This window comes from Saliniramus fredricksonii, assembly GCF_900094735.1.
Classification (GTDB): domain Bacteria; phylum Pseudomonadota; class Alphaproteobacteria; order Rhizobiales; family Beijerinckiaceae; genus Saliniramus; species Saliniramus fredricksonii.
On sequence record NZ_FMBM01000002.1, the window covers coordinates 1,581,949 to 1,604,679 of the forward strand.

The following is a 22,731-nucleotide window of genomic DNA, read 5'->3' on the forward strand; positions in this document are numbered from 1 at the left end:
TCGATGCAATCACGCTGCGCCCCCTTGATCAATAGGTCAAGCGCACCGGGAAGCGTTTTCTCCCCGATGCGCAGAGACCGACCGTCGCGGCTCGTGGCGCGAGAGGCCCAGCGAGACGGTATTCCCGGCATCAGGCCTCAGCCCTCCGCCTCCGCACGCTTGCTGATCACATCGTCGATCAGGCCGAATTCCTTCGCAGCCTCGGCCGTCATGAAATTGTCGCGCTCCAGCGCCTGCTCGACCGCGGCGATGTCACGACCGGTATGCTTCACGTAGATTTCATTCAGGCGACGCTTCAACGCCTCTATTTCGCGGGCGTGAATCAGGATGTCGGTGGCCTGCCCCTGAAAGCCGCCGGAGGGCTGGTGCACCATGATTCGGGCGTTCGGCAGGGCAAAGCGCTGCCCAGGTTCACCGGCGCAGAGCAGGAGCGAGCCCATCGAAGCTGCCTGGCCGACGCAGAGCGTCGAGATCGGACAGCGGATGAACTGCATCGTGTCGTAGATCGACAGGCCAGACGTGACCACGCCACCGGGCGAGTTGATGTAGAAGGAAATCTCCTTCTTCGGATTCTCTGCCTCGAGAAAGAGCAATTGCGCCACGACCAGCGAAGCTGTGTGATCCTCGACCGGCCCGGTCAGGAAAATGATGCGTTCGCGCAAAAGGCGCGAATAAATGTCGAAGGACCGCTCGCCGCGGCTGGATTGCTCCACCACCATCGGCACCAGCGTGCTGTTATAGACCTCGATCGGATCTCTCATCGTCTCACCGCTCCTGAAAATTAGGCCGCGCCTGATGAGGGCGCGGCCAGAGATATTGATAACCTAGGGCCGTGACCGGCCGCAATCCAGACTGAAATCACCGTTACCGAACATCACACTCGGTCTGGACAGTGCTTCAATCCTCGGCCTTCCTGGCCTTGGCACGCGGCTTCTTGGCTGGAGCCGCCTCCTCGCCTTCACCCGATTCAGTCTTGGGTTCGGACTTGCTCTTGGCCTTGGATGCGGCTTTCGGCTCAACCGCGCCCTCGGACTTGTCTTCCGACTTATCCGCAGACTTATCCGCAGACTTATCCGCAGACTTGGCCTTGCTCTTCGAAGCCCCCTTGGCCTTCGGCTTCTCTTCCGAAGCGGCGGTACCCTCTTCCTCTTCATCGGCGAAGAGCGTGTCGCGATCAACCTTCTCCTCCTCGACCGTCACCTCGTTGAGGATATGGTCGACGACCTTCTCCTCGAAGATCGGGGCGCGGATCTCCGCCAGAGCCTGAGGGTTCTTCTGATAGAATTCCCAGACCTGCTTTTCCTGGCCGGGGAACTGGCGCACACGCTCGACCAGGCCCTGGGTGACCTCGTCGTCGGTGACCTGGATTTCGCCCTTTTCGCCGATCTGCGCGAGGACGAGGCCCAGACGCACGCGGCGCTCGGCGATCTTGTGATATTCCGCCTTGGCCTCTTCCTCGGTCGTACCGTCATCCTCGAAGGTCTTCGAATTGTTCTGCAGGTCGGACATGACCTGCGACCAGACAGCGTTGAACTCCTGCTCGACGAGGCTCGGCGGCAGCTCGAAATCGTATTTCTCGTCCAGCGCGTCGAGCAGCGCCTTCTTCACCTTGCGGCGCGACTGCGCGTCGAGATCGCGCTTCACCGCCTCACGGATGGCATCCTTCATCGCGTCGAGCGATTCCATGCCGAACTGCTTGGCGAGGTCGTCGTCGATCTTTGCCTCTGCAGGCGCCTGAACGTCCTTGACGGTGACGGCGAAGCTCGCCTCCTTGCCGGCGAGATGCTCGGCGCCGTAATTGGCCGGGAAGGTCACCGTCACGGTCTTTTCGTCACCGGCCTTCACACCGACGAGCTGATCCTCGAAACCCGGGATAAAGGTGTTGGAGCCGAGATCGACGGAGATATCCTGCGCCGTACCGCCCTCGAAGGCCTCACCATCCATGGTGCCGACGAAATCGACCATGACGCGATCACCGCTTTCCGCCACGCGCCCTTCGGCACTGTCGAAGCTGCGGTTCTGCGCCGCCATGCGCTGCAGCGTCTCGTCCACTTCCTTGTCGGTCACCTCGGTCACGGGCTTGCGCACCGTGATGTCCGACATGTCGGCAAGCTCGAATTGCGGCAGGATTTCCAGTGCAACCTTGAAGGAGAGATCGGCCTTGGCGTCGAGCGCCTTTTCCATCTCTTCCTTGTCTTCCGGGAACTCGTAGCGCGGCTGGCCGGCCGGCTTCAGCGCATTCTCATCCACGATCTTGCGCTCGGCCTCGCCCACCAGCGTCTGAACCATCTCGGCCATGACCGAACGGCCATAGAGCCGGCGCAGATGCGCCACCGGGACCTTGCCCGGGCGAAATCCGTTGATCCGTACACGATCCTTCAGGGAAGAGAGCTCGCTGGTCAGCCGCTCCTCCAGCTCCGAGGCTGGCAGAACCACCTGGAACTCCCGCTTCAAACCCTGCGACAGCGTCTCCGTCACCTGCATCTTCAAAAACCCGTTTTCTGACCTCGTGAGCCGATGCAGGCAACGCCTGCACCGGAGCGAGCCCCTAGCACGTCGGACAGGCCGACGAAAGGAGCAGCCCGGAGATACGGCGCATTCATGGCGACAATGGTGCGGGCGGAGGGATTTGAACCCCCACGACTTGCGTCACTGGAACCTAAATCCAGCGCGTCTACCAATTCCGCCACGCCCGCGCATGCGGCGCCTGCGCCCCGCTCTCCGGTTTCGCGGCTCTATATCACGGTTGAAACGCCATGCATCAAAAAAGTTGCACGTTGCGCAACGCGCGCCAGACGAAATGACGCGATCTTGTCAGGCATCCGTGAGCAGATTGTAGATGATTGCGGCAACGAACGCGAACGCGATCGAAAGAGCCGTGAACGCAACCGGCGCGTCGTTCTGCACCAGCAAGGCGGCGATGATCGCGATGCCACAAGCACTCAGAAGAAGATGAAGCATGGCTGGATACTCCTGTACTCTGTTTCAGTTTAGCACAGCCCCGCGCAAAACCGAAACATTACCAAAGTCTGAAGTGATCTGGAGCAATCCTCATACCATTTTCGCAATCAGGAATTGGCAGGCCATTGATCCGGACCGGCCCGGTTCGTCCGACCGTCCCGCGCGCGACCGGATCAATGGCGTCTACTCGCAGCGCGACGATCAGACGAGCTATACGCGAATCTGGGTGACGCAGTTTGAGGAGGTGGCGTATCGTGGCGGGTGCTGAAGCCTGCCAGAACTTCCAAAAGGAACGATACGCCTATGAAAGATGATATCACGATTACCCCGCTGTACCAGCCCGGATCTGTTGCGGATCCTCTGACAGAAATTGCCCGTGACGGCGCCCGCAGGATGCTTGCGGCGGCACTTCGGGCCGAAGCCGATACCTTTGTGGAGCAATATGCCGAGGAGGCTTTGCCGGATGGCCGGCAACGGATCGTCCGGCATGGTTATGGGCCACAGCGCAGCATTCAGACCGGCATCGGTCCGCTCGACGTGCGCCGCCCGAAAGTCCGCGACCGGGCCACCGATATGCCCGCGGAGAAGAAGGTCCGCTTCACCTCAAGCATCCTGCCGAAATGGGCCCGGCGGTCGAAAAGCCTCGATGCCCTGCTGCCGGTGCTCTATCTGCGCGGGATCTCCACCGGCGATTTCCAGGAAGCGCTGTCAGCGTTGCTCGGGGTAGATGCACCGAACCTGTCGCCTGGTGTCATCTCCCGTCTGACGGGCGATTGGCAGCAGGAATACGATCGCTGGCAGGGCCGTGATCTCTCGGCCCGGCGGTATGTCTATATCTGGGCCGACGGTGTCTATCTGCAGGCCCGCATGGAACCGCAGGCCGAGTGCATACTGGTCATTCTCGGCGCCACGCCGGAGGGGAAGAAGGAGCTCGTCGGCTTCCAGGTCGGCATGCGCGAGAGCGCGCAGAGCTGGCGCGAACTGTTGGTCGACATCAAGGCCCGCGGCCTCAAGGTGCCGCCCGAGATCGCCGTGGGCGATGGCGGCATGGGGTTCTGGAAGGCCCTCGACGAGGTCTTCCCGGGAACGCATCATCAGCGCTGTTGATGGATTGGATGCCCCCTCCCAACGGCATCGCAATGTGCCAACGTGGTGATCTGCAGGTCATTCACGAGAGGAGGAAGCATCCATGGACAACATTAGCATCATCGGCCTTGACCTCGCAAAGCGGGTCTTCCAGGCGCACGGCGCGCGAGCGGACGGTAGCGTCGGCTTCCGCAAGAAGCTGGGTCGCTCGCAGGTTCTCGGCTTCTTTGCCAAGCAGCCGCGCTGCATCGTTGCTATGGAAGCGTGTGCGACGGCCCACGAGTGGGGCCGCGCGATCGGCGAGCTCGGTCACGAGGTCCGCCTGATCCCGCCGATCTACGTCAAGCCGTTCGTCAAGCGGCAGAAGAACGACGCGGCCGACGCAGAGGCGATAGCCGAGGCGGCGGGTCGCCCGACCATGCGCTTCGTCGCGGTCAAATCCGAGGCGCAGCAGGCGAAGGCGATGGCTTTCCGGACGCGGGACCTCCTCGTCAAGCAGCGCACGCAGCTCATCAACGCACTGCGGGGCCACCTCGCCGAGCACGGCCTCATAGCGCCGCAGGGGCCGGCTCATGTCAAGGTGCTGGCGGACGCGCTGGAGGCAGCCGGCTCGCGTCTCGAGACGCTCGTGATCGAGCTGGGGCGCCTCTATCTCGAGCAGATCGAACTGCTCTCCGGCAGGATCGCGGATCTCGACAAGGTGCTGAAGCGCGAAGCGGCGCGGGAAGAAGACACCGCACGACTGATGACCATGCCTGGCGTGGGCCCGCTGACTGCGATGGCGGTCCAGACCTTCGCCCCGCCGATGGAGACGTTCAGGCGTGGACGCGACTTCGCAGCCTGGACGGGGCTCGTCCCTGTCCAGCGATCGACCGGTGGGAAGCAGATCCTCGGACGAACGTCCAAGATGGGGCAGCGCGACATACGGCGTCTCCTGATCATCGGCGCGATGTCGGTGGTCCGCTGGGCCGTCAGGAAGGGCGCGCCGGAAGGCAGTTGGCTCGCACGCATGCTGGCCCGCAAGCCACGCATGGTCGTCGCCATCGCGCTGGCCAATAAGATGGCGCGCGGGATCTGGGCGATGTCGACGCGGGGAGAGAACTTCAGGGGTCCGGTCGCCGCGGTCTGATGACGACATCAGCCGAGGCAGCCGGGCCGTTGGGCGTGTGAGGAAGTCGACAGCAAGGTAAGGGCAAACGATCGGTCAGATCGGGATCGAGAAAAGCATTTGAACCCAAAGAGCCTCGAGCTCGCGCTGTTGATGTGCACTCGATCCGCGTATCTCCATACTGGCCCGCGGTCCGTTCAGAGCCGCATCTCAAGGCCTGATACATGACCGCACCCGATCACGCGCTTGAGCCGAGCAGAAACCTCTTGCACGAACGGGGGCATCCATACATGGGTTCAGTGCCGCGCAAGTCATGCGCGCCCTCGACGACGTGTCCGACTTGCTTTCGGCGAAGCCTGTCGTAGCAGTTGCAGTCTCGAGCGCGGGCGGAACTACGGACGCGTGCAATGAAGGGCTGGTGGAATGGTGTACCTCGCGGTTTCAGGAGGATTCCCGGAGGCCAAGGAGTAGGTCCGTCGGCCCCAGGTTCGTAGAGGTGTTTGACGACCGCCCGCATGGTTCACGGCCAGATGAGGCGACGCTCTCGAACCTGTCGGAGGACACCGGCAATAGTGTCCGGTGGTATTCCGGCCAACCCGCGGGCGCAGTACCGGACCTTGGCATCATCGCCCAGTTGGATATGTCTGAGCCCCGTTCAGAAAGCATGGACGGCCGTACGCCTCTCAGCGCTGGGGGGATGATCAGGCATCGCGTCAGAAGGCAACTGCCGGGTGCGTTCCTCGCCGAGTCTCGCCAGTCGACTACATCCGAACCCACTGGCGATATTCTGCTCGACAAGGTTGCGGCCCTGCTTTCCGCGGTGGAGAACCTAGGGTCACTCCGTACGGGCTTGCAGTTCGCGCCAAACGTTCACGAGATCCAGCATATGCTCAGGGAGCGCCGTACCGACTTCGTCGCGGTGTCATCGGCGGCAATCGACCCAGCTTGCTTCCTCGGTGGCTGGCTCGACGGTGCCTATCTTTGGGACTTCGACCTACCATCTTATTCCCATAGAGCGGGTGACACGAATGGCTACTACCTTTTGTCCCAGGTTACCGACGCGGACCGGGACTCGCTGTCGCTCGCTCTTGCGCGGCTGCCTGGCTGCGACCAACTGGACCCGGAGAAAGTGCAGGACGTCCTTTTGGAGGTCGCGCGGCGCGGTATCCCGACCATAAAGGGCCTCGCGGGCGACGACAGCGGGGCAACGGGGGACCTCGGAATATTCGTGGGCGTGCGTCTCCTTCAGGACCGCTTCCGAGGCGACCATCACATAGGCGACGGACTTTTGCCTGTAATTGGGGGAACGGCCGAGGACGCCACTATTGCGATTGTCGTGCCCGTCGATCCGTTTCGCGGCTACATTGGGGACCTTTGCCGAGCTCTCGGAAAGGAACGGGGCGACCTAACGCAACTTCGGCCAGACCTTGTCGTTGTTGGCATCGATCTCTCGGGTGGAAATGTCCGGGTTAAGATCACGCCGATCGAAGTCAAGTGCCGGCCAACTTCCCGTTTCAGCGCCAACGAGGCAGTCGAGGCGCTCGATCAAGCAAAAGCGCTGTCACACCTCCTGTCCGCAATGCAGCGCCACGACGAACAGCCTCGGCTGTGGGCCATTGCTTACCAGCACTTGCTTCTTTCGATGATCGGTTTTGGGCTGCGCGTGTACAGTCAACATCCTGACGTCGTCGGCCACACTGCACGATGGTCCGAGTTCCACGAGCGAATTGCCCGCGCAATCCTCGACGGAAGCAACTGCGTGGAGGTCGATACTCGCGGGCGACTGATCATTCTGGACGACAACCCCTCGAGCAAGCCGCAGGACTTCGACAACGATGGCTTTGAGGAGACCATAGTAATCGGTCGCGGGGACGCCGGTGAGGTAGTGGCTGGCGACCCGGCTGCGTTCTACGATACGGTTCGAGCGCGTCTGGACGACTGGCAGCTAATGCCAGGCTCAGGGCCCGAAGCTGAAACTCGGGCCACCGCAGATGCTCCCGAGGAGGCAGCGCCTGCCGGGGTTCCAGATCAGGTTGGGGTGACTAGTGAGGATCTCGAGGTCATGCCTTCGCCCGCCCAACCATTGCGCGGAGAAGGCGACCAACGCCCCCCAGAGCCCGTGAGCAAGGGTGTCATACTTGATGTCGGGAAGACGATCGATGGCTTTCGCCCCCGCGACCTCGAGCTGAACATATCGGACACTCGCCTCAACCAGCTCAACATCGGTGTAGTGGGCGACCTCGGCACTGGCAAAACACAGCTGCTGAAATCCCTGATCGCCCAAATCGCGTCGTCGGGTCCAGAGAACCGCGGGCATCCACCGAGATTCCTCATCTTCGACTACAAGCGGGACTACAGTAGCGACGACTTTGTCGCCGCCACTGGCGCCCGCGTCGTCCGGCCGCACCGCATACCCCTGAACCTATTCGACACTCGTACTAGCGGCGACGTCCCTGCACCGTGGTTTGATCGGTTCCGGTTCTTTGCCGATGTGCTCGGAAAGATCTATTCTGGGATTGGCACTGTGCAGCGTGACAAGCTGAAGCGTGCGGTCAAGGAAGCCTATGATGGAGCAGCTCCGGGCATTCCACCTACACTGCGCGAGGTGCACACCGCCTACCACGAAATTGTCGACGGTAAGCCCGACTCCCCGATGTCGATCATCGGCGACATGCTCGACATGGAGATTTTCGAGGAAGATCAATCAAAAACTGTACAGTTCGACACTTTCCTCGACGGAGTCGTCGTTATCGCGCTTGATGCTCTTGGTCAGGACGACCACAGCAAAAATATGCTCGTCGCCGTACTGCTGAACATGTTCTATGAGAACATGCTCCGGACCCCAAAGCGGCCCTTTCTTGGTAAGGATCCGCAGCTGCGAGCAATCGATTCCTACTTACTTGTCGACGAAGCAGACAACATCATGCGCTATGAGTTTGACGTGCTGAGAAAGCTACTGCTTCAGGGGCGTGAATTCGGGACCGGCGTCATCTTGGCCTCCCAGTATCTTCGGCATTTCAAGTCTGGTGGCACCGACTACCGGGAGCCACTGCTTACTTGGTTCATTCATAAAGTACCTAACATAACGACCGCCGAACTGTCGGCTTTGGGCCTAACGGCTACCGCGGCCGAAATGGCGGAGCGCATAAAGGGCCTGGGAAACCACCAATGCCTCTACAAGTCTTTCGATGGCCCAGGCGAATTCATAAGGGGCTACCCATTCTTCGAGCACATACGGACCCGGGAAGCTGCTGAGCAGTAGGAAGACGCGGTGGTCGATTTCCTGAGCCCTTCGGAGCGATCGGAGCGCATGTCGCGGATCCGCTCGTCGAACACTGCGCCGGAAGTTGCGCTACGTCGCGCTATGCACGCCCTCGGCTTCAGGTTCAGGCTTCACAGCAAGGGCTTGCCAGGCAAGCCTGATATCGTCCTGCCGCGCTATAAGACTGTCATCTTCGTCCACGGCTGTTTCTGGCACCGCCATCGAGGCTGCAAGGTCGCCACCACGCCAAAGACCAATACTGAGTTTTGGGTAGAGAAGTTCGACCGAAATGTTGTGCGCGATGCGCGGACTAGGGAACAGCTCGAAAGGTCATGCCCAAGTTGAACAGTTGAATTGGACGAAGCGGGAACATTTTTCCGTAAGCCATTGATGTTATTGAGGTGGGGTCGGTGGGCGTCAGTTTGTGTGGTGCTAAATAATGTAAGAATAGGCGTTTCATTGCTTGACGAATGGAGGTTTCTGAGATGCTAATTCGGCATGTTCGTGCGCGAGAAGACCATCAATGGCTACACCTACATCTACCTTGTGGAGAATGTCCGCGAGGGTGGCCGCACGAAGCAGCGCATCATCCGCAATCTCGGACGCAAGGAAACGGTTCTCGCCAGCAAGGATCTCGATCGCCTGGCCGCCTCGGTCGGACGGTTCACGGAACGGGCCATGGTCCTGGATGCCATCAACAACGGTGATGTGGCGCGATACGAAGCTCGTCGCATCGGCGGGCCGCTGCTCTTCGGGCGCCTGTGGCAGCAACTCGGCATCGATCAGGTGATCGCTGATCAGCTTGGGGAACGCGGCTTCGAATTCCCGGTGGAGCGGGCCGTGTTCACCGCGACGCTGCACCGTCTGTTCGTCTCCGGCTCGGATCGCGACTGCGCGTCCTGGATGCAGGATTACGACATTCCCGGTGCCGACGATCTGTCGCTGCACCATTTCTATCGGGCCATGGCCTGGCTCGGAGAAGATCTGCCAAAGGACGAGCAGAAGGATGCGACGCCCTTTTCGCCGCGTACCGTCAAGGACGTGATCGAGGAGGCGCTGTTTGCGCGCCGGCGCGACCTGTTTACCGATCTCTCCATCGTCTTCATGGACACGACCTCCCTGTCCTTCCACGGCGAAGGCGGCGAGACGCTGGGGGCACGGGGCTATTCCAAGGACCATCGCCCTGATCTCAACCAGATGATCCTCGCCGTCATCGTCGATGCCGATGGCCGCCCGGTCTGCACCGAGATGATGCCAGGTAACACCGCCGATGTCGCCATCCTGCTGCCGATCGTGCAGCGGCTGCGCAGCCGTTTCGGTATCACCCGAGCCTGCATCGTGGCGGATCGGGGCATGATCTCGCAGGCCACGATCACGGCGCTAGAGGAACAGGGTCTGGAATATGTGTTGGGTGTGCGCGAGCGCACCGACGCACGCATGCGCCGGGTTCTCGACGATCCGCAACCCCTCACGCCGCTCCTCGTCGAGCGCAGCCAGGGCGAGACGCAGCTCTTCGCCAAGGAGGTCGTCGTCGACGGGGTCCGCTACATCGTCTGCCGCAACGAGGCGCAGGCCGAGAAGGACCGCAAGGACCGCCAGGCCATCATCGCTGCCCTCGATACGCAGTTGAAGAAGGGCGACAAGGCGCTCGTCGGCAACTCCGCCTACAGGCGTTATCTCAACACCACGACGCGTGATGCCTTCGAGATCGATGCCGGCAAGATCGCCGAGGAAGCCCGCTATGACGGGATCTTCGTCCTGCGCACCAACGCGAGGATTTCTCCGCTTCAGGCGATGCTGCGCTACCGGGACCTGCTCACCGTCGAGACGCTGTTTCGTGTCGCCAAGGCGACGCTCTCGACACGTCCGATCTTCCATTCATCCGATGCCGCCATCCGCGGCCACGTCTTCTGCTCCTTCCTCGCCCTGATGCTGCACAAGGAGCTGTTCGACCGCTGCACCGAAGCCGGGATCAAACCCGAGTGGCGCCCGCTCCTGCGTGATCTCGACCGCCTGCAGAGCGGCAAAATCGAAAAGGACGGACGCAGCATTGCCATCCGTACCCCGGTAAGCGGTCAGGTCGGGCCGGTATTCCGCGCCGTCGGCGTGGCGCTGCCGCCGAACATCGCCGAAACCGAAGCTGCTTGACCGCACGACCCTCCGACCGTGGTGCTAAAAGCGCGAAGGCGCCCCCTATCCCATTGAAAATCCATAATTATCGGAAATCAGGTGTTTAAGTTGGGTCATGGTCTTCAAGCTCGTTCAGGCCGCCGCAAAGACATGGCGCCGCCTGAAGGGCGCGAAGCAGTTGCCAATGGTCATCGAAGGTGTCAGATTCACCAACGGTGTCGCCGTAAACGGTACCGAAAACCGCGCCGCCTGATCAGGCCGTATCACCCAAAATCCCGCATAGCTCCGATCAGACCCCACGTGCGCGCATCAGCGGCGAGGAGCCGAGGCGGTACCGGCCATGCGAAGAAACCGGCCGTGGCGAATCCTGCTTGGATGCATCACGCATGCGGGCCATCGTAGTACCTGTATCAAATCGTAATGCCTGTTCCGAAATGTCGTGCATGCGCAAGTTCCTCGCAGCGCTTCAGCCGCGGCATGCAACGCGCGCCAAACCGTGCGAGCACCTTCGCCATCACGCCGGGCTTGGTGACGAACGAAGAACAGATGGCGCTCGGGCATCTCGACAGCCAATGTCGGATCGCCCCGCGCGCTTCATCGCCCCACCTGCGCTTCATCACGCGGAAGCGGAGCCGATCATCTCGAAACAATAATCGAGGCGAATTTTTCCGGAATATCGCCGACCAGTTCTTCGACATGGTCATCGAACGGTACGACAGTTATCGAAGCATTGGCTGGAACGGTAATCCGGTCTCCCCGGGATATTTCTGCCCCGTCGACGTGAGCCGGGCCAAATTCCAAGCCAATCTCGTCATCCGTATCATTCTCGAAAACGACGGAAATTTTTCGCAGTGTTTTGACAATGGCACCCATATTCTCTCTTATCTCATTCTCTGCGAGTGCCAGGCGCTCGGTCGTGATGAAAAACAGATCGGTCCTACCGTTTTCCATCGGTGTAAAGCCTATACCGAAAAGACCTTTGGGATCGGCGTCGGAGATATCGGAAAATTGGGTCATTTCCACCCACATATCGACATGAATGAAACTGTGCGGGCTGGATATTTGCACCTGATCTTCCCAGAAGCGGTCCCAGTCTGCGCAACCCCTGTACCGCACATTATGGCCGTAACGCTCCAGTACCGGCATGATCGCCTCTTTGAGTCGGATTCAAAAGTTTATGTTATTACACAATAGGTTGCGAGCCTGCGTGTCATGAGCCTGATGCTGGCGACTATGACCCATGCGGTGGCGCTTTCGACGGATTTCTCCCAGTCCTTTGCGAGCCTGCGGCATCGTCCAAACCATCCGAAGGTGCGTTCCACCACCCATCGCCGGGGTAGGACGTGGAAGCCTTTGGCAGCATCTGAACGCTTGATGATCTCGATGGTCCACGTGCCGCAGCCGATCAATGCGGTGCGCAGCTTGTCGCCTGCGTAGCCGCCGTCGGCGAAGACATGGCGCAGCCAGGGGAACCGGTGCCGGATGGCTTTCAGAACATCGGGCGCGCCGTCCCGGTCCTGAATGTCGGCGGCATGAACCAGTACGAACAGCATCAGGCCGAGCGTGTCGGTGATGATATGGCGCTTGCGTCCCTTGATTTTCTTGGGTCGCGTCCGTCAAGCTGGTGTAATTTTCTGGATGGCCTGAGGTCATGATCAGGCGGCTTTTGTGGTTATGCTGAGGATGGGATCGATCTCTTCCTTGTCGATCTGTGCGAATGCCTCGACCATCATGTAGCGGCTTGATGTCTGCCATTCGTCATTCTGCTCGAAGAGCACGGCGCCGATCAAACGCATGATGGATGCTTCATTGGGGAAGATCCCGACGACGTCGGCGCGTCGCTTGACCTCCTTGTTCAGACGTTCAATTGGGTTCGTGCTGTGCAGTTTGGTGCGATGCTGGCGCGGGAATGACATGTAGGCCAGCACGTCGTGCTCGCTGGCATCCATGAGATCGGCCAGTTTTGGCCAGCGCGGGCGCAGTTGCTCTGCGACCTTGCGCCAGGTTTCGCCGGCATGGGTGCGGTCGGGTTGATCGAAGGCCTGTCGGATGGCAGCGGCGACGACAGTATGCTGACCACGCGAGACATGGGCCAGGGCGTTGCGCATCCAGTGGACGCGACAGCGTTGCCAGGTTGCTTCGAAGACCCGGGCGATGGCGGCTTTGAGGCCTGTATGCGCGTCGCTGATGACCAGTCTGACGCCCCCCAGGCCGCGAACGCGCAGGGATCGAAGGAACTCGGTCCAGAATGTCTCGGCCTCGGACGGGCCGATACCGAGGCCGATGATCTCACGGCGTCCCTCGGTGTTGGCGGCCACGGCGATTATTGCGGCGACTGGTACGATCCGTCCGCCCTGGCGCACCTTCAGATAGGTGGCGTCGAGCCAGAGATAGGGCCATTCGCCGGTGAGCGGGCGGTTCAGGAACTCGCCGACACGTTCGTCGATGTCCTTGCACAGCTTCGACACCGTGCTCTTCGAAATGCCGCTCAGCCCCATGGCCTGCACCAGCTCATCGACGCGACGGGTCGAGACACCACTGATCCACGCCTCCTGGATGACGGCCACCAGCGCCTGTTCCGAGGTCTTGCGCGCTTCGAGAAAGCCCGGGAAGTAACTGCCTTGACGCAGCTTGGGAACCCGCAGGTTCAGCGTGCCCAGACGGGTATCGAGAGCGCGCTCTCGATACCCGTTACGCCACGTCGTGCGTTCGCCGCTGCGCTCGTGCTTGCCAGCGCCGATCAGGCCTTCGACATCCGCCTCCATGATCAGCTGCAGGACGGCCTCGGCAACGCTGCGCAGAAAGTCTCCCTGATCGTGCTTGGCCAGAAGTTCGGACAGGTCCATGTTCGTCTTGGTCATCGGGGTCTCCATGTGGTCCGGGGTTGAAGTCAGCAAACTCCACCTCGACCATACACCTCGATGGCCACCCAGGATCACACCGTTGACGGCACTGAAATTACACCAGCTCCTTGGACGCTACCTTTTCTTGCCCGCGTCATAGCCAGAGATCCCGCCGCTTTCCGTGGTTTTGACCGACTGACTGTCGATGACACCGGCAGTTGGAGAGGCCTCGCGTCCTTCCAGTTCCCGCGTGGCTGCGACAAGGATGTGGTTTATCGTCTGCCAGAGGTCGGTATCGCGCCAGGAATAGAAATAGCCTCGCACGGTGGAGGCTGGAGGAAAGTCCTTCGGCAGTGCCCGCCACTGACAGCCGCTGCCCGCGATATAAAGGATCGCGTTCACCACCTCTCGCATATCGGTCTTGCGTGGACGACCGCCGGATTTGGCCGGAGGGATCAGCGGCGCCAAAATCGCCCATTCCCGGTCCATCAAATCACTTGGATAACGCAGATGGTCCCGGTTATGCTGCCGGCGAGTGATATCATCCCAGGGCATTCGATCCTCCATCTTCTCGACAAAGACGGTTGAATCACAACCCTTTGATATCACTCAACTACTTTTAGATCCGGCTCTTAACAAAAAATTTGACTTCGGCTGAGGATTTCAGCTATTGTAAATTACATAAATGCATTATTTATGAGGAAATATTATGTTTATGTCTTCGATGAATGAAAAACTAGCGTTTCCTTTGACCGTATCCAGCGGGTATCGGGAAAACGAAAATGAAGCTGTGTTCACGAAGCAATTCGGAAACTCAACGCTCAGCCAAGCGGGTCATATAGATCGTGCCGATTCGTCTGCATCTTCGCCGCTGATTGCCCAGACGCATACCCGACCGGTCGCGGGACCGGATCTGGCCACCGACGAGCGCGGAATCATCGAAGGCGGGCCGATGGCGGCAATTCGCTATGGTCTGGAACAAGCGCAGGGGTTCATGATTGGCGACCTTCATGGAGATACATACATCACGGAATTCCTCCAGACGAACATGCCACAATTCCGCAATGAAGGTGTCGGCGTCTTTTTCATCGAAATGATCAACTCAGCAGATCAGGATATCCTGAATCGATTCATGGAAACCGGCGACAGAAGCGAACTAATCGACTACCTGCACCCGGGCTGGGACAAGGGCCCTGGCTGGATCGATTCGGTTATCGACGTCATAGACGCAGCGCGCCAGCAGGGAATCGAGGTTGTTGGGATCGATATCCCGTTCTCCGGCGATGACCGTCTCGAAACCTCGAACCCGCACTGGACACAGGTTATTCAAGGCCACATGAGCGAGCTCGCCGAGGACGAAAAATACTTGGTGTTCGGTGGCCAAGCTCATGCAGGTGATTACCCCGGAAATACCGGCGTTGATGCGCGCTTGGGGATTATGTCCGGAAGCTTCCAGTCAAACTATCATGCTTCGCTCCCTGACCGGAAAGTTCCCGCAGGTGAAGCCCAGGTCAATCCACGTGCGAACTCGTCTTCATTCGTTTTCGGCAGACCCACAGAGTGATTCGGATCAAGTCAGCTGCTTCCAAAAGCGGCAAGCAGCTGACTTGACTTACTTCAAGAAGAACCCGTTCAGAGTTGATTTCCGTTGCTTCTCATCTTGCGTAGACAGGTTTTGGACGTGTTTGGGTTATTGGGGCGTAACGGAACTCAATCCGCCATGGTCAGCACGATCTTGCCGATATGCGCGCTCGAATCCATCCGCGCATGCGCCTTGGCGACATCTTCCAGCTTGAAGGTGGAATCGATGATCGGCTTGCAAGCGCCCTTTGCGAGCAGCGGCACGACCTTCTCGCGCAGGGAATGGGCGATCTCCGCCTTCTGCGCCACCGAGCGCGGGCGCAGCGTCGAGCCGGTATGGTGCAGACGCTTGACCATCAGGCGGCGGAAATCGACCTCCGCCTTGCCGCCCTTCAGGAAGGCGATCTGCACGATGCGGCCCTCGGTGGCGGCGGCGTCGTAATTGCGCCCGATATAATCCCCGCCCACCATGTCGATGATCAGGGGTACGCCCTTGCCATCTGTCGCTTCCTTCACCACCGCGACGAAATCCTCATCGCGATAATTGATCGCGCGATCGGCACCGAGCTTCACGCAGGCCTCGCATTTTTCCTGCGAGCCGGCCGTGACGAACACGGTCGCACCGAAAGCCTTGGCGAGCTGGATCGCCGTCGTGCCGATGCCCGATGACCCGCCATGGATGAGCACGGTCTCGCCGGCCCGGAGGCCGCCGCGATCGAACATGTTGGTCCAGACGGTGAAATAGGTCTCGGGGATCGCCCCGGCCTCGACCATGGAGAGGCCTTCCGGCAAGGGGATCGCATTGTCCTGCGCCACCACCGCATAGTCCGCGTAACCGCCCGAAGCGACCAGCGCCATCACCCGGTCACCAGGCGAGAAATCCGTCGCATCCTCGCCGCAGGCCACGACTTCGCCGGCGATTTCGAGCCCGAGAATATCGGAGGCGCCGGGGGGCGGCGGATAATTGCCCAGCCGCTGGAAAACGTCGGGGCGATTGATGCCGCCGGCATGCACGCGAACCAGGATTTCGCCCTGCCCGGGCTGCGGAACCGGGCGTTCGACCAGTTTCAGGACTTCGGGACCGCCGCCGCCATCGGCGATGACGGCACGCATCGTTGCGGGATGTGTCATGGCTTTCTCCTCGTCTGATACCGGCTTTTCGTTCCGGCTCGCCCGGTTTCAGGTCGCTGATCGGGGGTCGCATGCCCCGACGGCATTGGCAAGCGCGGGTCATGTGGCTTACCCTGTGGGCAGAATACGACAAGCAGAGGAGATGGCCATGGCATTCGATCCATTCGCGGATGAGACCGTGCGCCCCCAGGCGCAGGCCCGCAATCACGTCGTCGGCCAGGATCTTTCGACATTGTCGATCGAGGAGATCGACGAGCGAATTGCGGCTCTGCGGCAGGAGATCACCCGGCTGGAGCAGATGCGCGCACAAAAGCAGGCGTCAAAATCAGCAGCGGATGCCGTGTTCAAGGCATAAGCTTGGCCGTGTGTCATTTTCACGCAATGAATCTCAATTGGAAACGCGGCGTTAACCAACCCTTAAGCTTTCCGGTTTATGAATCAGACATTCCAGACTTCTGGATGTCGAGTGGCTCCTGTCCACTCTGTTTGACGCCTCCCTGTTGAGACTTCAGAGCCGCCTTTCCAGGCGGCTCTTTTTTGATTCATCCACAGCGTTAACCCTAACCCAATGTAAACAGCGCGCCCTCCCGCATTCGGCGTTAGTTTTGCCTCGTTCCGCATGAACCGCGTCCCAGCGTTTTCGTTTGGGACAGGACACGACAATGCGCAATGCAGGAGGCGAGACATGAACGCGGACATCACTTTTCGGGAAGAAGGCGATCCGGTCGATTTCGGACGCAACTTCGTCGGTTCGGAGGCGTTCCGCGCTCTGTTCAGCGAAGGCATGGGACTCGTCGAGGAGACGGCGGCCTATCTCGACGGTGACGGGCGCGAGGAATCGCGGCTGCTGTCGCGCCAGGCATCGCTGACCTATGCCAGCGAGAGCATGCGGCTCACCACCCGTCTGATGCAGATTGCTTCGTGGCTGCTGGTCCAGCGCGCCGTGGCCGAGGGCGAGATCTCACCGGAACAGGCATTGCAGGAACAGACCCGGGTGCGCCTCACCAAGCCGGAACCGGCAAGCCCCGTCTTCGACACCGCCTCCCTGCCCCCGCGCCTGAAGGATCTGATCGGGCATTCCGTGCGCCTGCATGCGCGTATCCTGCACCTGGACAAGCTGATTTCGACGGATGAGCCCACGCGTCCGAATAACGACAGCCCCGTCGCTGCGCAGCAATGGCTGATCCGCTCGGCTTTCGGTGCGAATTGAGACCTGACGGCGCAGCCCGCAGGGAGACAGGATCGCAGCGCCCTTCGCAATGATGATCTTGCCTTGACGCCACACCGCGATATGTCGCGGTGATGGCTGAACCAAATCACCACCTCACCTCCTTTCCCGATGACGGTATCGCCGTCGTTGCCGGCGCAACCGGCGGCATCGGCGCCGCCTTCGTGCGCGCGCTCGAAGCCTCCGGACACTTCAGCCGGGTGGTCGCCGCCGCGCGCAGCAACGATGCCGCATTGGATCTGCTCGATCCTGCCGCCATCGCCGATTTCGCCAGCGGCCTTGAGGGCGCGCGCATCCGTCTCGTCATCGACGCGACGGGGTTTCTGCATGACAATGAACGCATGCCGGAAAAGTCGTGGCGCGATCTCGATGCCGGTCACATGGCCTATTCCTACGCCGTGAACGCCATCGGCCCGGCACTGCTGATGCAGCATCTGTTGCCGCTCCTGCCGCGCGAGGGCAAGGCGGCCTTCGTCACGCTCTCCGCTCGCGTCGGCTCCATCGGCGATAACCGCATCGGCGGGTGGTATTCCTACCGCGCCTCGAAAGCGGCGCTCAACCAGATCATGCGCTGCGCTTCCATCGAACTGGGCCGGCGCTGGCGCGAAGCTGTTTGCGTCGCCATGCATCCGGGCACCGTGCATTCCCCGCTGACCCAACCCTTCGCCAAGAGCGGCCTGAACGTGCGCGAGCCGGATGTCGCAGTCGGCGAGATGCTGGCCGTGATCGACGGGCTCACCAGTGAGGAAAGCGGCGGCTTCTTTGATTATCGCGGCGAGCGCCTGCCCTGGTAGCCTGATCGCCGTTATGAGCGCGCCACCTGCGCGGCATGACGCAAGAGGAGACGACGATGCGGCAACTTGCAAAAATCCTCGCGGCTCTGGTTTTGCTGTCGGGACTGACTTCGACCCCTGCAGTTCTCGCTCAGGAAGGCGGGGAGGACGCGGCCATCCGCGACGTCATTACGCGCCAGCTCGATGCCTTCCTCGCCGACGACGCCACGCGCGCCTACAGCTTCGCAGCGCCGGGAATTCAGCGCCTGTTTCCGGGCGAAGAGCGTTTCATGGGTATGGTGCGCCAGGGTTATCCGCCGGTCTATCGCCCGCGCAGCCGGGATTTCGGCGCCTTGCGCCAGACCCCGCAGGGGCCGGTACAGGAAGTCACGCTGATCGATGCGAACGGGCAGTCCTGGCTAGCTTTGTATACAATGGAACAGCAACCGGATGGCAGCTGGAAGATTGCCGGCGTGCGTCTCGTGCGCGAGGACGCGGTGGCGGCGTAGCGGCTTCAGACGAATCCTGCATCCGCATGCTGCGCAGAGATCGTTGCATCTGCATCTATCCAGAGCCGGGTTTCAAGCCCGCCATCGCGCGCTCCCGACAGCCACCAGTAATCCGGACCTGCGCAGAAACCATAATGCGGTGCGGCATCCAGCCGTTCGAGCACGAAACGCACGGCGCCTTCGCGACGCGTGAAGCGGGCATCGAAACAGCCGCTTTCGAGAATCCGCCCCTCGCGGTTCAGCAGGCACCAGTGCACGAAAAACGCCATCGCTCGTACTCCACCCTAAGCTCGGCCTGTTGAGTACAATTTGAGACAGATTGTGTCCATCTCATTTGCGCCCCACGCTTACCGAAGCATTTAACCAATTCACGCCGTGGCTCGACAAGCCAGACGATAGTGCATGAACGCACAGGCCCCTTCCCCCAAGCTTCCCCTTGCGAGCAGCTTAAACGCGCCCGAACCTGCGCCGCATACGATCAGCACAGGGGCCGTCGACATGCAGAATCTCACCATCGATCCACAGCGCCTGTGGGATACGCTGATGGAGACGGCGCAGATTGGTGGAACGCCGAAGGGAGGCATCTGCCGGGTTACCCTGACCGATCTCGACCGCCAGATCCGTGACTGGTTTCGCGTGGAATGCGAGGCTCTCGGCTGCAGCGTCGGCATCGACACGATGGGCAACATGTTCGCCGTGCGCCCGGGAAAGCGCGACGACATCGCCCCGATCGCCATGGGCAGCCATCTCGACACCCAGCCCACCGGCGGCAAGTTCGACGGCGTGCTCGGTGTGCTCGCCGGCCTCGAAGTGATGCGCACGCTGCATGATCTCGGCTACGAGACCAACGCGCCGATCATGCTCGTCAACTGGACAAACGAGGAAGGCGCACGCTTTGCGCCCTCCATGCTCGGCGCCGGCGTGCATGCGGGGCTCTATGCGCCCGACATGGCCGAGGCGATCACCGATCGTGACGGTGTGAGCCTGCGCGAGGCACTCGAAGGGATCGGCTATCGCGGCGACGTGCCCGTCGGCCAGACACGGTTCTCGGCCATGTTCGAACTGCATATCGAGCAAGGTCCGATCCTGGAGGCAGAGGGCAAGAGCATCGGTATCGTTACCGGCGTCCAGGGCATGCGCTGGTACGACATCACCCTCACGGGCCGCGAATCCCATACCGGCACCACGCCGATGAAGCTGCGCCGCAACGCGCTTCTCGGCGCGGCCCGCCTCATTGAGCACGTCGATGCCATCGCCCATGCGCATGCGCCGCATGCGGTGGGCACGGTCGGCATGGTCGAGGTGCGCCCGAATTCCCGCAACGTCATCCCCGGCGAGGTCTTTCTCACGGTCGATTTCCGGCATCCCGAAACAGCCGTTCTGGAGGCGATGGAAACCGCGCTTCATCAGGCGATCGACGCCGTCGCGGGCGAAATCGGCCTCGCAGCCGAACACCGCCGCGTCACCGACAACCCGCCCGTGGTCTTCGATACCGATTGCATCGAGGCGGTGCGGCGTGGCACGCAGCAGGCGGGATACGAGAGCCGCGAGATGCTTTCCGGCGCCGGCCACGATGCCACCTATACCGCCGCGATCGCGCCGACGGCGATGATCTTCGTGCCTTGCGAGAACGGGCTGAGCCACAACGAGGCGGAGAACGCGACCTTCGCCGATTGCGGCGCCGGCGCGCAGGTTCTGCTCAACGCGGTGCTGGATTACGATACCCGTTTCGCACCCTGAGGCGACACACCTCTCACACCACGAGCGTCACCACCGGCCCGCCGGCGGCATCGGCATCCTCGTGATCATGCGTCACGAGCAGCGTCGGCAGGCCGATCGCGCGGGCATGGCTGAAGACGAAGTCGCGGATCTCCTTGCGCAGGGGCCGATCCAGCTTGCTGAACGGCTCGTCGAGCAAAAGCGCGCGCGGCGATGCCAGCAGAGTGCGCATCAAGGCCGCGCGGGCGCGCTGGCCGCCCGAGAGCGTCGCCGGATCGCGCTCGTAGAAGCCGCCGAGCCCCGCCTGCGCCAGCGCCTCCTCCACCCGCTCCCGCCGCGCCCGCCTTCCCCCGACGCCGGCATCGAGGCCGAAGGCGAGATTGGCGCCGACGCTCAGATGCGGGAAGAGCAGGTCATCCTGGAAAAGGATCCCCAGCCGCCGCTGCTGCACGGGCAGCGCGGTGATCCTTGCGCCATCGAGCAGCACGTCGCCGCGCGCCGTGAAGGCCTTGTCGAGAAAACCGGCCACATAGGCGAGCAGCGTCGATTTTCCCGACCCGCTCGGCCCCATCACGGTCACCACGTCGCCCGGCGGAACGGTGAGGTCGAGCCCGTCCAGCAGCGCCGCGTCGTCGATGCTGATGGAAATGTCGCGCAGAACGAGCCCCGCCGCAGAACCGTCCTCACCCGCTGGTTTGGCCTGCCTCGTCACAACGGCTCCATCCATCATGCCAGTCCCTTGCGGTTGCGGTAGATCAGCGCCGGCAGGGCCAGCGCGATCGCGTAGACGGCGAGCGGCAGCAGCGCCTGGATGAACGCATAGACGCCGATCACCCGCCTGTCGCCGCCGCTCGACAGCGTCACCGCCTCGGTGGTCAGGGTGGCGATGCGCCCGGCGCCAGCGAACAATGTGGGAAGATAGAGCGCAATGCTCACGGCGAAACCGATGGCGCACGCAATCGCCAGCGGTCGCGCCAGCATCGGCAGCTTCACGCTGAAGAAGATCCGCAGCGGAGACGCCCCCAGAGCCGCCGCGCTGCGCGCATAACGCGGATCGAGCGTGCGGAACGGATCGGCGAGCGAGAGAAAGACATAGGGCATCACGAAGATGAGATGCGCCCAGATCACCGCGAACAGCGTCGCATCAAGGGAGAAATGCACCAGCAACATCTGGGCCCCGAAGAGAAAGCCGATCTGCGGCACGAGCAGCGGGAGATAGAGAGCCCACAAGGCTCCCTGCCCCACCGTCAATCCGCGCCGCTGCTCGTTCTCGAGGCAAGCCAGCGCCAGAACCATCGCCACCAGCGTCGCAGCGGCGGCGATCACCGCCGTAACTCCGGCCAGGGCCGCGACGTTACCCGCATGCTGCTCCCAGATGCGAAGCGACCAGCTCTGCGGCAGAAAATCCGGATAGCGCCAGCGATGCGCGAAGGACCATGCCGCGATGGCCACGAGCGTCGCCAGCGCCAGAACGCCGGCCGCCCAGCCGATCAGCGCCGCGCCACGCCAGAACGGCTCACCGGCGCCACGCCGGACACCGCGCGCCAGCCAGGCGCGATGGATTGCACCGACGGGGATCTCCATCAGCCGCCACAGGCCGATCCCGGCGACGACGATGGCGAATTGCAGCGTTGCGGCGGCAGAAGCCGGGTAATACATGCCCAGATCATAGCCGGCGAACCAGCGCGCCGCCACCACCGAGAGCGGCGGCGGATTGCCGGGTCCGAGGATCAGCGCCATCTCGACATTGGCCAGCGAGAAGGCGAGCACGGCATAGATCGGAAGACGGATCTGGCGGTAGATCTGCGGCATGATCACCGCGACGAAACCCCGCGCCGGCCCGTATCCCAGTGCCGCAGCCGCCTGCAGCATCGGGCGCAGCGCCACCTGCGTGCTCGCGGCGATGATCATCAGGATGAGATAGACCGTCTCCTTCAGGACGAGCCCGGCAATCAGGCTCAGCCCATAGGCATCGTTCACCGTGGCGATGCCGGGCGGGCGCTCCCAGCCGGTGGCCCAGGGCGAGAAGCCGCGCGCGATCAGACCGCTCGGCGCCACCAGAAAGGCGAAGCCGATGGCGATGGCGACATGCGGCGTCGCCAGAAGCGGTGGCAGCGCCGCGCGCAGGATTTCGAAGGCGCGCGTGCCCACGCTGGTGGCACACAGCGCGATCGCGAGGATCAGCGAGATGAGGCTTGCACCGAAGCCCACGGAGATCGTCAGCCACAGCGCCGAGCGAAAACCTGCATAGGCGAAGAGCTCGCGCCAGGGATCGAGCGAGAAATCGCGCGTACCCAGCACCGGCAGATAGCCGAAGGCCGGCAAGAGCGTCCAGAGCAGCCCCGCGCCGATCGGCGCGAGCAGGATCAGCAGGGTCAGGACCGGCGCGAGACGCAGCAT

The 22,731-nt window shown here is 61.7% G+C and carries 20 protein-coding genes, 1 tRNA gene and 4 pseudogenes; 13 read left to right on the forward strand and 12 right to left on the reverse strand.

Going from position 1 to position 22,731, the window contains the following annotated elements:
- Positions 1-137: 137 nt before the first annotated feature.
- The 4 genes from GA0071312_RS13820 to GA0071312_RS20100 all read right to left on the reverse strand — a co-directional run bounded on the left by GA0071312_RS13820 (position 138) and on the right by GA0071312_RS20100 (position 2,961).
- Positions 138-761 carry an ATP-dependent Clp protease proteolytic subunit gene (locus tag GA0071312_RS13820; RefSeq protein WP_074445441.1) on the reverse strand — a complete coding sequence of 208 codons (624 nt, stop codon included), beginning with the start codon at positions 759-761 and terminating at the stop codon, positions 138-140.
- A 136-nt stretch (positions 762-897) separates the two neighbouring features.
- Positions 898-2,484, reverse strand: a complete 1,587-nt coding sequence (gene tig, locus GA0071312_RS13825; protein WP_083204576.1) for a trigger factor — start codon at positions 2,482-2,484, stop codon at positions 898-900.
- 127 nt (positions 2,485-2,611) lie between these two features.
- Positions 2,612-2,696: transfer RNA gene (locus GA0071312_RS13830), tRNA-Leu, on the reverse strand.
- A gap of 118 nt (positions 2,697-2,814) precedes the next feature.
- Positions 2,815-2,961: a hypothetical protein gene (locus GA0071312_RS20100; protein ID WP_165604035.1), complete on the reverse strand. Its 147-nt coding sequence runs from the start codon at positions 2,959-2,961 to the stop codon at positions 2,815-2,817.
- Between GA0071312_RS20100 and GA0071312_RS13835 the strand changes: the two genes are divergently transcribed.
- The 7 genes and pseudogenes from GA0071312_RS13835 to GA0071312_RS19425 all read left to right on the forward strand — a co-directional run.
- Complete coding sequence (locus GA0071312_RS13835; RefSeq protein ID WP_131817817.1) at positions 2,960-3,229, forward strand: hypothetical protein; 270 nt, start codon at positions 2,960-2,962, stop codon at positions 3,227-3,229. The genes GA0071312_RS20100 and GA0071312_RS13835 overlap by 2 nt on opposite strands.
- A gap of 35 nt (positions 3,230-3,264) precedes the next feature.
- A pseudogene (locus tag GA0071312_RS13840) lies at positions 3,265-4,065 on the forward strand (IS256 family transposase); the annotation flags it as partial.
- Between the two features lie 85 nt (positions 4,066-4,150).
- On the forward strand, positions 4,151-5,176 hold the full coding sequence (locus tag GA0071312_RS13845; protein ID WP_074443356.1) for an IS110 family RNA-guided transposase: 1,026 nt from the start codon (positions 4,151-4,153) through the stop codon (positions 5,174-5,176).
- 475 nt (positions 5,177-5,651) lie between these two features.
- Positions 5,652-8,417, forward strand: coding sequence for a hypothetical protein (locus GA0071312_RS13850; RefSeq protein WP_238947072.1), 2,766 nt, complete (start codon positions 5,652-5,654; stop codon positions 8,415-8,417).
- 9 nt (positions 8,418-8,426) lie between these two features.
- Complete coding sequence (locus tag GA0071312_RS13855) at positions 8,427-8,762, forward strand: very short patch repair endonuclease (RefSeq protein ID WP_476707470.1); 336 nt, start codon at positions 8,427-8,429, stop codon at positions 8,760-8,762.
- A 153-nt stretch (positions 8,763-8,915) separates the two neighbouring features.
- Positions 8,916-10,565 carry an IS1634 family transposase gene (locus GA0071312_RS13860; RefSeq protein WP_074444604.1) on the forward strand — a complete coding sequence of 550 codons (1,650 nt, stop codon included), beginning with the start codon at positions 8,916-8,918 and terminating at the stop codon, positions 10,563-10,565.
- Positions 10,566-10,659: 94 nt separating this feature from the next.
- A pseudogene (locus tag GA0071312_RS19425) lies at positions 10,660-10,800 on the forward strand (IS256 family transposase); the annotation flags it as partial.
- Positions 10,801-11,183: 383 nt separating this feature from the next.
- Here GA0071312_RS19425 and GA0071312_RS13870 read toward each other — a convergent pair.
- The 4 genes and pseudogenes from GA0071312_RS13870 to GA0071312_RS13885 all read right to left on the reverse strand — a co-directional run.
- Positions 11,184-11,693 carry a hypothetical protein gene (locus GA0071312_RS13870; RefSeq protein WP_074445444.1) on the reverse strand — a complete coding sequence of 170 codons (510 nt, stop codon included), beginning with the start codon at positions 11,691-11,693 and terminating at the stop codon, positions 11,184-11,186.
- A gap of 29 nt (positions 11,694-11,722) precedes the next feature.
- Positions 11,723-12,151 (reverse strand): annotated as a pseudogene (locus tag GA0071312_RS13875) (IS5 family transposase); the annotation flags it as partial.
- 51 nt (positions 12,152-12,202) lie between these two features.
- Complete coding sequence (locus GA0071312_RS13880) at positions 12,203-13,408, reverse strand: IS256 family transposase (protein WP_074444054.1); 1,206 nt, start codon at positions 13,406-13,408, stop codon at positions 12,203-12,205.
- A 123-nt stretch (positions 13,409-13,531) separates the two neighbouring features.
- Positions 13,532-13,945: pseudogene (locus GA0071312_RS13885) on the reverse strand (IS5 family transposase); the annotation flags it as partial.
- Between the two features lie 160 nt (positions 13,946-14,105).
- Between GA0071312_RS13885 and GA0071312_RS13890 the strand changes: the two are divergent.
- The gene (locus GA0071312_RS13890) at positions 14,106-14,954 is read left to right on the forward strand and encodes a TraB/GumN family protein (RefSeq protein WP_131817818.1); all 849 of its coding nucleotides are present in this window, start codon (positions 14,106-14,108) and stop codon (positions 14,952-14,954) included.
- A 146-nt stretch (positions 14,955-15,100) separates the two neighbouring features.
- Here GA0071312_RS13890 and GA0071312_RS13895 read toward each other — a convergent pair whose 3' ends face one another.
- On the reverse strand, positions 15,101-16,102 hold the full coding sequence (locus tag GA0071312_RS13895; protein WP_074445446.1) for an NAD(P)H-quinone oxidoreductase: 1,002 nt from the start codon (positions 16,100-16,102) through the stop codon (positions 15,101-15,103).
- Between the two features lie 148 nt (positions 16,103-16,250).
- Here GA0071312_RS13895 and GA0071312_RS13900 point away from each other — a divergent pair, with 148 nt between their 5' ends.
- The 4 genes from GA0071312_RS13900 (at position 16,251) to GA0071312_RS13915 (ending at position 18,612) form a co-directional block, all read left to right on the forward strand.
- The gene (locus GA0071312_RS13900) at positions 16,251-16,457 is read left to right on the forward strand and encodes a DUF1192 domain-containing protein (RefSeq protein ID WP_074445447.1); all 207 of its coding nucleotides are present in this window, start codon (positions 16,251-16,253) and stop codon (positions 16,455-16,457) included.
- Positions 16,458-16,787: 330 nt separating this feature from the next.
- The gene (gene rcdA, locus GA0071312_RS13905) at positions 16,788-17,312 is read left to right on the forward strand and encodes a protease adaptor protein RcdA (protein WP_074445448.1); all 525 of its coding nucleotides are present in this window, start codon (positions 16,788-16,790) and stop codon (positions 17,310-17,312) included.
- Positions 17,313-17,404: 92 nt separating this feature from the next.
- Complete coding sequence (locus GA0071312_RS13910) at positions 17,405-18,124, forward strand: SDR family NAD(P)-dependent oxidoreductase (protein WP_074445449.1); 720 nt, start codon at positions 17,405-17,407, stop codon at positions 18,122-18,124.
- A 56-nt stretch (positions 18,125-18,180) separates the two neighbouring features.
- Entirely contained in the window at positions 18,181-18,612 is a 432-nt protein-coding gene (locus GA0071312_RS13915; protein WP_074446194.1) for a DUF4864 domain-containing protein, read from the forward strand.
- A 5-nt stretch (positions 18,613-18,617) separates the two neighbouring features.
- Here the strand turns inward: GA0071312_RS13915 and GA0071312_RS13920 are convergent, their stop codons facing one another.
- Entirely contained in the window at positions 18,618-18,881 is a 264-nt protein-coding gene (locus GA0071312_RS13920) for a hypothetical protein (RefSeq protein ID WP_074445450.1), read from the reverse strand.
- A gap of 229 nt (positions 18,882-19,110) precedes the next feature.
- Between GA0071312_RS13920 and GA0071312_RS13925 the strand changes: the two genes are divergently transcribed.
- Positions 19,111-20,352, forward strand: coding sequence for a M20 family metallo-hydrolase (locus GA0071312_RS13925; RefSeq protein ID WP_074445451.1), 1,242 nt, complete (start codon positions 19,111-19,113; stop codon positions 20,350-20,352).
- A 13-nt stretch (positions 20,353-20,365) separates the two neighbouring features.
- On the opposite strand, the gene GA0071312_RS13930 is transcribed toward GA0071312_RS13925, so the two are convergent.
- Positions 20,366-21,058, reverse strand: a complete 693-nt coding sequence (locus tag GA0071312_RS13930) for an ATP-binding cassette domain-containing protein (protein WP_074445452.1) — start codon at positions 21,056-21,058, stop codon at positions 20,366-20,368.
- The gene (locus GA0071312_RS13935) at positions 21,058-22,731 is read right to left on the reverse strand and encodes an ABC transporter permease (RefSeq protein WP_074445453.1); all 1,674 of its coding nucleotides are present in this window, start codon (positions 22,729-22,731) and stop codon (positions 21,058-21,060) included. Before GA0071312_RS13935 ends, GA0071312_RS13930 begins: the two co-directional genes overlap by 1 nt.